Source organism: Pseudomonas sp. 05T35 (genome assembly GCF_056396605.1).
In genome coordinates this window covers 1-10,077 of the sequence record NZ_JBFTLU010000129.1, presented here as the reverse complement: position 1 = coordinate 10,077, position 10,077 = coordinate 1, and the positions used below count along the sequence as shown (strand labels likewise).

7 protein-coding genes are annotated in these 10,077 nt (G+C 60.9%); 6 read left to right on the top strand and 1 reads right to left on the bottom strand.

Going from position 1 to position 10,077, the window contains the following annotated elements; translation table 11 throughout:
* The first annotated feature begins 85 nt into the window (after positions 1 to 85).
* The 6 genes from AC1DH9_RS12485 to cobA all read left to right on the top strand — a co-directional run bounded on the left by AC1DH9_RS12485 (position 86) and on the right by cobA (position 9,597).
* Positions 86 to 1,297: a nitrate/nitrite transporter gene (locus AC1DH9_RS12485; protein ID WP_216744927.1), complete on the top strand. Its 1,212-nt coding sequence runs from the start codon at positions 86 to 88 to the stop codon at positions 1,295 to 1,297.
* Between the two features lie 7 nt (positions 1,298 to 1,304).
* Positions 1,305 to 2,975: a bifunctional protein-serine/threonine kinase/phosphatase gene (locus AC1DH9_RS12480; protein ID WP_477808248.1), complete on the top strand. Its 1,671-nt coding sequence runs from the start codon at positions 1,305 to 1,307 to the stop codon at positions 2,973 to 2,975.
* Between the two features lie 353 nt (positions 2,976 to 3,328).
* Positions 3,329 to 5,782 (top strand): nitrite reductase large subunit NirB, encoded by a 2,454-nt coding sequence (gene nirB / locus AC1DH9_RS12475; protein WP_477808247.1) that lies wholly within the window; start codon positions 3,329 to 3,331, stop codon positions 5,780 to 5,782.
* On the top strand, positions 5,779 to 6,096 hold the full coding sequence (nirD, locus tag AC1DH9_RS12470; protein ID WP_103315371.1) for a nitrite reductase small subunit NirD: 318 nt from the start codon (positions 5,779 to 5,781) through the stop codon (positions 6,094 to 6,096). The genes nirB and nirD overlap by 4 nt, the downstream gene beginning before the upstream one ends.
* Positions 6,096 to 8,813, top strand: a complete 2,718-nt coding sequence (locus AC1DH9_RS12465; RefSeq protein ID WP_477808246.1) for a nitrate reductase — start codon at positions 6,096 to 6,098, stop codon at positions 8,811 to 8,813. Before nirD ends, AC1DH9_RS12465 begins: the two co-directional genes overlap by 1 nt.
* 10 nt (positions 8,814 to 8,823) lie before the next feature.
* Positions 8,824 to 9,597 carry a uroporphyrinogen-III C-methyltransferase gene (cobA, locus tag AC1DH9_RS12460; RefSeq protein WP_427546990.1) on the top strand — a complete coding sequence of 258 codons (774 nt, stop codon included), beginning with the start codon at positions 8,824 to 8,826 and terminating at the stop codon, positions 9,595 to 9,597.
* Positions 9,598 to 9,703: 106 nt separating this feature from the next.
* Here the strand turns inward: cobA and AC1DH9_RS12455 are convergent.
* Positions 9,704 to 10,077, bottom strand: a 374-nt coding sequence (locus tag AC1DH9_RS12455) for an OmpA family protein (protein ID WP_477808245.1), incomplete at its 5' end; no start/stop codon positions are given.

The following is a 10,077-nucleotide window of genomic DNA, read 5'->3' as shown; positions in this document are numbered from 1 at the left end:
GCCCGGGGCCGGTGGTGCGGCCGTCGCGGCGCGCCACCGCAAAGCTCATGACTCCCTTCGAGACTCTTTACAGCTGAGGTGCGCGATGAATTCAAGCTTCTGGAAATCCGGCCATACCCCGACACTCTTCTCGGCCTTTCTGTATTTCGACCTGAGCTTCATGGTCTGGTACTTGCTCGGCCCGCTGGCGGTGCAAATCGCCGCCGACTTGCACCTGACTACCCAGCAACGCGGGCTCGTGGTGGCCACGCCGATTCTGGCCGGGGCGTTCTTGCGCTTCGTGATGGGACTGCTGGCAGACCGTCTGTCACCGAAAACCGCCGGGCTGATCGGTCAGGTCATCGTGATTTGCGCCCTGTTCGGCGCCTGGAAACTCGGCATCCACAGCTACGAACAAGCGCTGCTGCTGGGCCTGTTCCTCGGCATGGCCGGCGCCTCGTTCGCGGTCGCCCTGCCCCTGGCTTCGCAGTGGTATCCACCACAGCATCAAGGCAAGGCGATGGGCATCGCCGGCGCGGGCAACTCGGGCACGGTGTTCGCCGCGCTGATCGCCCCGATGCTGGCGGCCTCATTTGGCTGGAGCAACGTCTTTGGCTTCGCATTGATCCCACTGATACTGACGCTGATCATCTTCGCCTGGCTGGCGAAAAACGCACCTGAACGGCCGAAAGCCAAATCCATGACTGACTACCTCAAGGCCCTCGGTGACCGCGACAGCTGGTGGTTCATGTTTTTCTACAGCGTGACCTTCGGTGGTTTCATCGGCCTGGCCAGCGCCCTGCCCGGCTACTTCAACGACCAATACGGCCTGAGCCCGGTCACCGCCGGCTACTACACCGCAGCTTGCGTGTTCGGCGGCAGTTTGATGCGGCCACTCGGTGGCGCACTGGCGGATCGTTTCGGTGGCATTCGCACCTTGCTGGTGATGTACACACTGGCCGCGACCTGCATTGCTGCCGTGGGTTTCAACCTGCCCAGCTCCTACGCTGCACTGGCACTGTTCGTCTGCACCATGCTCGGCCTTGGCGCGGGTAACGGCGCGGTGTTCCAGCTGGTGCCACAACGCTTTCGCCGCGAAATCGGCGTGATGACCGGGTTGATCGGCATGGCAGGCGGCATCGGCGGTTTCGCCCTCGCGGCAGGCATGGGTGCGATCAAGCAAAGCACCGGCAGCTATCAACTGGCCTTGTGGCTGTTCGCGAGTCTCGGTGTTCTGGCCTGGTTTGGCCTGCACGGGGTCAAGCGCCGCTGGAGAACCACCTGGGGTTCGGCTGCTGTGACCGCCGCGCGGGTATGATGCACCAATGAGCCTGCAATTGAGCTTCGCCGAGGCCAGCGCCATCGGCCCACGGGACGAAAACCAGGACGCCCTGCGCCTGGTCACGCCCGCCGCTGAACTGGCGGCGAGCAAGGGGTTTCTGTTCGCCATCGCCGACGGCGTCAGTCAATGCGCCGATGGCGGGCTCGCAGCCAGGGCAACCTTGCAGGCCCTGGCCCTCGATTACTACGCCACTCCGCAAACCTGGGCTGTGGCGCAAGCGCTGGACCGCCTGTTGCTAGCGCAAAATCGCTGGTTGCAGGCCAATGGCGGCGGCCAGCCATTACTCACCACCGTCAGCGCGCTGGTGCTACGCGGTCGTCGCTTCACGTTGGCGCACGTTGGCGATTGTCGGGTGTATCGCTGGCACGCCGACCAGTTGCAGCGCATCACTGAGGACCACGTCTGGGAACAACCGGGCATGCAGCATGTGCTCAAGCGCGCATTGGGACTGGATCAGCATCTGGTGCTGGATTTTCTCGACGGCGAATTGCGCGCCGGCGAGAGTTTCGTCCTGTTGAGCGACGGCGTTTGGGCGACGCTGGGCGACACCGCCATCGCGGCCATTCTGCGCGATCAACCCGACCTCGACAGCGCGGCACAAACCCTGGTCAACGCCGCTCACCTGGCCGGCAGTCAGGACAACGCCAGCGCGCTGCTGGTGCGGGTCGACACCCTCGGTGAAACAAGCATTGGCGATACGCTGATCCAACTGCAGCAATGGCCATTGCCACCGCCGCTCAAACCCGGTCAGGTCTTCGAGGGCTGGCACGTCGAAAGACTGCTCGGGCAGAGTCAGCAGTCGCTGATTTACCGTGTCCATGATGGGCAGCAACAGCCCTGGCTACTGAAAACACTCCCCTCACAGTTGAACAACGACACAAAGGCCGCTCAGGCTCTGCTCTCTGAAGAGTGGTTTCTCAAACGTGTTGCCGGTCGCAGCTTTCCGGAAGTTCACCCAGCGGCGCAACGTCAACACCTGTATTACGTGATGCGCGAGTATCCGGGGGTGACCCTGGCCGAGCTGTTCGCACAAAACGGCCCGTTGCCGCTGCCCCAATGGCAACAACTGRCCGAACGTTTGCTGCGGGCGGTGGGCATGCTGCATCGGCGGCAGATTTTCCATCGCGACATCAAACCGGAAAACCTGCTGCTGTCTGAGGACGGTGAGTTACGGCTGCTGGATTTCGGCCTGGCGTACTGCACCGGCTTATCCGAAGACCAATCCAACGCGCTGCCGGGCACCCCGAGCTATATCGCCCCGGAAGCGTTCAACGGGACTCCACCAACACCACAACAGGATCTGTATGCCGTCGGTGTGACGCTTTATTACCTGGCCACCGGGCATTATCCCTACKGGGAAATCGAAGCCTTTCAACGTCCGCGCTTTGGCTCGCCCGTCGCAGCCAACCGCTATCGGCCGGATTTGCCGGACTGGCTCGGGCAAAGCCTGGAACGTGCGGTATGTGCCGACCCGGCGCAACGCTATGAAACGGCGGAGGAATGGTTGCTGCTGCTGGAACAAGGCGAACGGCGCAGTTTGAGCGTACGACCCAGGCCGTTGCTGGAACGTGAACCGTTGAAGGTGTGGCGGACCCTGGCGCTGGTGTCGTTGTTGATCAATCTGGTGCTGTTGTATCTGGCATTTCATACCTGACGCCTTGCTTTACGTAGCAGTTGGCGCAGCCTGCTGCTACAGGGATTTGTCGCGCCAATTGCGGGCGGCGCGCTTTGATTTGGTGCAAAAAGCTCCAACCCGACACTGCTTAACGAAGCGAAACCCAACAAAACCGCGCCCTCCGCCGATTTGGCACGACCACTGCATTACCTTTTCCAACAGACATAAAGCCCGGCCTTCAACGACGAAGGGCGTGCTTCCCGAGAGAACGGGACCAGGACAAAGGCGTCCTCGCTAGGTAACTAGCGGGACGCCTTTTTTTGTTTGCGCAAAATTTGTCGAGCCAGCCTGACCGCCCTGATGAGGCAAGCCTGAGCTCCCCGGAGAACCTGATGAAAAAACTAAAACTGGTGATGATCGGCAATGGCATGGCCGGGGTTCGCACCCTGGAAGAATTGCTCAAGCTGAGCAGCGAGCTGTATGACATCACGGTCTTCGGTGCCGAGCCCCATACCAACTACAACCGCATTCTGCTTTCGCCGGTGCTGGCGGGTGAGCAGACCTTTGAAGAGATCGTGCTTAACGATCTTGATTGGTACCTGGAAAACAACATCAAACTGCTGCTCAACCGCAAGGTAGTGGAAATCGACCGGGTCAAACGCCGGGTCATCGCCGAAGACGGCAGCGAAGCCGAATACGACCGGCTGCTGATCGCTACCGGCTCGACGCCGTTTATCCTGCCGATTCCGGGCAATACCCTGGAAGGCGTCATCGGTTACCGCGACATCGCCGACACCCAGGTCATGATCGACACCGCGAAGACCCACAAGCACGCGGTAGTCATCGGCGGCGGCCTGCTCGGCCTTGAAGCGGCCAATGGGCTGATGCTGCGCGGCATGCACGTGACCGTGGTGCACCTCGGCGAGTGGTTGCTGGAGCGGCAACTGGACAAAACCAGCGGCCAGCTGCTGCAAACTGCCCTGGAAGGACGCGGCTTGCACTTTCGCCTGTGCGAACAGACCCAGGCCCTGCACGACGCCGGCAATGGCCGGGTCGGCTCGGTGCAGTTCAAGAACGGCGACATCATTCCCGCTGACCTGGTGGTGATGGCTGCCGGCATTCGCCCCAATACCGAACTCGCGGAAAAATCCGGCATCCCGTGCAACCGCGGGATTCTGGTCAACGACACCCTGCAAACCTATGACCCGCGCATCTATGCGATCGGCGAATGCGCCAGTCACCGCGGCATCGCCTACGGCCTGGTAGCGCCACTGTTCGAGCAGGCCAAGGTCTGCGCCAACCACTTGGCGCAACTGGGGTTTGCCCGCTATTCGGGCTCGGTGACCTCGACCAAGTTGAAAGTCACCGGCATCGATCTGTTCTCCGCTGGCGACTTCATGGGCGGCGAAGGCACCGAAACCATCACCCTCTCCGACCCGATCGGCGGGGTCTATAAAAAACTGGTGATCAAGGATGACGTGCTGGTCGGTGCCTGTCTGTACGGCGACACCGCGGATGGCGGCTGGTATTTCCGGCAGATTCGCGAGAACCACGCCATCGGCGAGATCCGCGATCACCTGATGTTCGGCGAAAACGCTCTGGGGGATGTAGGCCATCAAGGCCAGGACAAAGCCATGAGCATGGCTGATAACGCCGAAGTCTGCGGTTGCAATGGCGTCTGCAAGGGCACCATCGTCAAGGCGATTCAGGAACACGGGCTGTTCAGCGTCGACGAGGTCAAGAAACACACCAAAGCGGCCAGCTCCTGCGGCTCCTGCGCCGGATTGGTGGAACAGATCCTGATCAACACCGTCGGCGGCGCGGCGGRCGTCAAACCGAAAAGTGAAAAAGCCATCTGCGGTTGCAGCGACCTCAACCACGGACAGATCCGCCAGGCGATCCGCGAAGAGCATCTGCTGACCATCGCCGGGACCATGAGCTACCTCAACTGGCGCACCCCGAATGGCTGCGCCACCTGCCGCCCGGCGCTCAATTACTACCTGATTTCCACATGGCCAGGCGAGGCCAAGGACGATCCGCAATCACGGCTGATCAACGAACGTGCCCACGCCAACATCCAGAAAGACGGCACCTACTCTGTAGTCCCTCGGATGTGGGGTGGTGTGACCAATCCTTCGGAGCTGCGGCGTATTGCCGATGTGGCAGACAAGTACAACGTGCCCATGGTCAAGGTCACGGGCGGCCAGCGCATCGACTTGCTGGGGATCAAGAAGCAGGATCTGCCCGGCGTCTGGAAGGACCTCGACATGCCGTCCGGCCATGCCTACGGTAAATCGATCCGCACGGTCAAAACCTGCGTCGGCAGCGAGTTCTGCCGCTTCGGCACGCAAAACTCCACGCAACTGGGCATCGAACTGGAGCATGACCTGTTCAACATGTGGTCGCCGCACAAGGTCAAGCTGGCGGTCTCTGGTTGCCCGCGCAACTGCTCGGAAGCCGGGATCAAGGACGTAGGAATCATCGGCGTCGACTCGGGTTGGGAGATGTACATCGGCGGCAATGGCGGGATCAAAACCGAGGTCGCGGAATTCTTCGTCAAACTGAAAACCGCCGAAGAGGTGCGCGAGTACAACGGCGCGTTCCTGCAGCTGTACCGCGAAGAAGCCTTCTACCTCGAGCGCACCGTGCACTACCTGCAACGGGTCGGCATGGAGCACATCAAGAAAGCCGTACTGGAAGACCCGGAGCGCCGTAAAGCGCTCAACGACCGGCTGCAATTCTCCCTGTCGTTCGAGCAGGACCCATGGAAAGAACGCCTTGAGCAGCCATTGCTGAAGAAGGAGTTCGATGTCATCCCCGTGAAAAACCTGGAGGTGCCGGCATGAACTGGCTGGATATCTGCGCACTGGAAGAAATCAACGCCCTGGGCTCGCGCATCGTCAGCGGCCCCAAAGGTGACATCGCGATTTTTCGCACCAGCGACGACGAGGTTTTCGCGCTTGACGACCGCTGCCCACACAAGGGCGGACCGCTGTCCCAGGGGCTGATCTACGGTAAACGCGTCGCTTGCCCGTTGCACAACTGGCAGATCGACCTGGAGTCCGGTGAGGCCCTGGCGCCTGATGTCGGCTGCGCTCATCACCATCCGGCACGGGTGGAGAACGGTCGGGTCATGCTGGCTCTGCGGGAAGCAGGCTGATGAGCCGCCAGACGACCGCCTCGACCTGCTGTTATTGCGGGGTGGGCTGCGGCGTACTGATCGAGCATGACGGCGAGCAGATCCTCGGCGTCAGCGGCGACCCGACGCACCCGGCCAACTTCGGCAAGTTGTGCAGCAAAGGCTCGACCCTGCAMCTCACCGGCGACCTCGCGGCACGGGCGCTGTACCCGGAACTGCGCCTCGGCAAAGGTATGGCCCGCAGCCGTACCGATTGGGACACCGCCCTCGATCACGCCACCAGCGTTTTCGCCGACACCATCGCCGAGCACGGCCCGGACAGTGTGGCGTTCTATATCTCCGGGCAATTGCTGACGGAAGACTATTACGCCTTCAACAAGTTGGCCCGGGCGCTGGTTGGCACCARCAACATCGACAGTAATTCGCGACTCTGCATGTCGTCGGCGGTGGTCGGCTACAAGCGCAGCCTGGGCGCCGACGCCCCGCCGTGCAGCTATGAAGACCTTGAGCTGAGCGATTGCGTGATGATTGTCGGCAGCAACATGGCCTACGCCCATCCGGTGCTGTTTCGCCGACTGGAAGAAGCCAAATCCCGCCGACCACAGATGAAAGTCATCGTCATCGACCCTCGACGCACTGACACCTGTGATCTTGCCGACCTGCACCTGGCCATTCTGCCGGGCACCGATGTCGCGCTGTTCCACGGAATTTTGCACCTGCTGTTGTGGGAAGACTGGGTCGACCGTGAGTTCATCAAGGCGCACACCGAAGGCTTGGCCGAGCTGAAAAGCCTGGTACGCGATTACACCCCGCAAATGGTCGCGCAACTTTGCGGGATCAGCGTTGAACAGCTGCAGCAATGCGCCGAGTGGGTCGGCACCTCAAGCAGTTTTCTCTCGCTATGGTGCATGGGGCTGAACCAGTCCACTGTCGGCAGCGCAAAAAACAGTGCACTGATCAACCTGCACCTGGCCACCGGGCAAATCGGTCGGCCGGGCGCCGGCCCCTTCTCGCTTACCGGTCAGCCGAATGCCATGGGCGGGCGCGAAACCGGCAGTTTGTCGAACTTGCTGCCTGGCCATCGCGAAGCAGCCAATGCGCAACATCGCGCCGAAGTGGCGGCTTACTGGGGTGTCGAAAAACTACCTGACACCACCGGGCTAACCGCCATTGAACTGTTCGAACAGGTCCAGAGCGGCAAGATCAAAGCATTGTGGATCGCCTGCACCAACCCTGCGCAGTCGCTGCCGGATCAGCAAACCGTGCGCGCTGCATTGCGGGCTTGCCCATTCGTGGTGCTGCAAGAAGCCTTTCGTACCACCGAAACCGCACCCTTCGCTGACCTGCTGCTGCCAGCCGCCAGTTGGGGTGAGAAAGAAGGCACCGTGACCAACTCCGAACGGCGGATTTCCCACGTTCGCCGCGCCATAAGCGCACCGGGTGAAGCGCGCCCGGACTGGGCGATCACAGTGGATTTCGCACAACGCCTGGAGCGGCGCCTGCGTCCAGGACAGCCCAGCCTGTTTACTTTCGAACAACCGGCGCAGGTCTTCGATGAATACAAACAACTGACACGCGGACGCGATCTGGACCTCTGCGGGATCAGCCATGCGCTGCTCGATCGCCTCGGCCCGCAGCAATGGCCGTTCCCGGACGGCGCCTCGAGCGGAACGCCACGGCTTTACGCGGACGGGATTTTCCCTACCGAGAGCGGCCGTGCACAGTTTGTCGCCGATCCATATCGCGCGGCCAAAGAGCAGCGTGACGCACGCTTTCCGCTGACCCTGATCACCGGGCGCCTGCGCGATCAATGGCATGGCATGAGCCGCACCGGCACGGCTGCACAATTGTTCGGCCATGTCAGCGAAGCCCTGTTGAGCCTGCACCCTGATGAACTGCGTCGGTATCGGCTGCAGACCGGCGACCTGGTCAACCTCAAAAGCCGTCGAGGCAGCGTGATCGTCGCCGTTGGCAGTGATGACAGTGTGCGCCCGGGCCAGGCGTTTCTGCCGATGCACTGGGGAGACCGTTTCCTCAAGGGTGGCGTCAATACGCTCACGCAGCCGGCGTTCGATCCTCTGTCGAAACAACCTGAACTCAAGCACAGCGGCGTGCGAATCGAGCCAGTAAAACTGCCATGGCATTTGTTTGCACTGGTTGAGGGCGATGTTCAGCAGCATTTCGAGACCTTACGACCGCTATGTGAGGACTTTGCCTACGTCAGCCTCAGCCTGGCCGGCCGTGAACGCCCTGCGCTGCTGATACGCGCTGCCAGCGCCCAGGCGCCCGACCCACAATGGCTGCATGACATCGATCAACAACTGGGACTCAACGATGGCCCGGTCCTGGCTTACGACGATCCACGGCGTGCCATTGGCAAACGCGTACGCATCGAACAGGGCCGGATTACCGCCATTCGCCTGGCCGGTGAAACCCTTGCACAACACTGGCTGCAAAACCTCTGGCTGGAAGGCCGCGCCGACGAACAACTGCGGCGCTGGCTCTTGGCGCCGTTGAGCACGCCACCCGGCAGTGCGGGCTCATCCGTCAGTGCCACGAAAACTCTGTGCAATTGCAAGAACGTCAGCGAAAGCGCGGTGTGCGCCGGCATTCGCAGTGGCCTGGATTTGCAGGGTCTGAAACAACAACTCGGTTGCGGCACGCAATGCGGCTCCTGTGTCCCGGAAATCAAGCGTCTGTTGGCGGCCAGCGTGCAGCCCATCGCAATCACCTCGTGAGGAATAGAACATGAGCGCAAAAGTCTGGTTGGTGGGTGCAGGTCCGGGTGACCCTGAATTGCTGACCCTCAAAGCTGTACGGGCGCTGAACGAAGCCGATGTGGTGCTGATCGATGACCTGGTCAACGACGCGGTGCTGGTGCATTGCCCGCAGGCACGAATCATTGCGGTCGGCAAACGTGGTGGCTGTCGCTCTACCCCACAGGCGTTCATTCATCGCTTGATGCTGCGTTATGCCCGCCAAGGCAAGTGCGTGGTACGGCTCAAGGGTGGCGATCCGTGCATTTTCGGACGCGGCGGCGAAGAAGCGCAGTGGCTGCGCGAGCGCGAGATTGAAGTGGAGTTGGTCAATGGCATCACCGCAGGCCTGGCCGGCGCAACGCAATGCGATATTTCGCTGACCCTGCGCGGCGTCGCCCGCGGCGTAACCCTGGTCACCGCGCACACTCAGGACGACAGCGAGCTTAATTGGCGAGCCTTGGCCCAAAGTGGTACGACGCTGGTGATTTACATGGGCGTGGCGAAATTGAGCTCAATTGGCGAGCAATTGCTTGCCGGTGGGATGGCGGCAGATACGCCCGTGGCGATGATTGAAAATGCTTCACTGCCCCACCAGCGCGAATGCCGGAGCAACCTGACAGCGATGCAGGAAGATGCCCACAACTTCCAACTGAAAAGCCCGGCGATCCTGGTGATCGGTGCGGTGGCTGCCAGTGACAATGTTAAAAGATCGCAGCCTGCAACAGCTTCCAGAGAAGAGTTCTGGAACGCTAACCTCGCATAAGTGCCCTTGAAGGCTCGGACCGCGTTTGGACGATTCTTCCAAAAAGCTAAATCGCAGACAAAGAAAAGCCCGGCCTAAGCCGGGCTTTTCCGAACTACCAGGCTAATTACTTAGCGGTAGCTTCAACCTGCGCTTCTACGCGACGGTTTGCAGCGCGGCCAGCTTCAGTGCTGTTGTCAGCAATTGGGCGGGACTTGCCATAACCAACCGAGTGAACGCGGTTAGCTTCAACGCCATCTTTGACCAGGACTTGCTTAACAGCGTCAGCACGACGCTGGGACAGCTTCTGGTTGTAAGCGTCAGGACCGACGTTGTCGGTGTGACCTTCAACTACGGTGGTGGTGTTCGGGTACTGCTTCATGAAGTCAGCCAGGTTCTTCACGTCGCCGTAGCTGTTTGGCTTGACAACAGCCTTGTTGAAGTCGAATTTCACGTCCAGTTGAACGCGAACAACTTCAGCAACTGGAGCTTCTGCAACTG

Bases quoted from the DNA above. Each gene is read 5' to 3' on its own strand.
- AC1DH9_RS12485 (WP_216744927.1), top strand. From the start codon at position 86: ATGAATTCAAGCTTCTGGAAATCCGGCCATACCCCGACACTCTTCTCG.
- cobA (WP_427546990.1), top strand. From the start codon at position 8,824: ATGAGCGCAAAAGTCTGGTTGGTGGGTGCAGGTCCGGGTGACCCTGAA.
- nirD (WP_103315371.1), top strand. From the start codon at position 5,779: ATGAACTGGCTGGATATCTGCGCACTGGAAGAAATCAACGCCCTGGGC.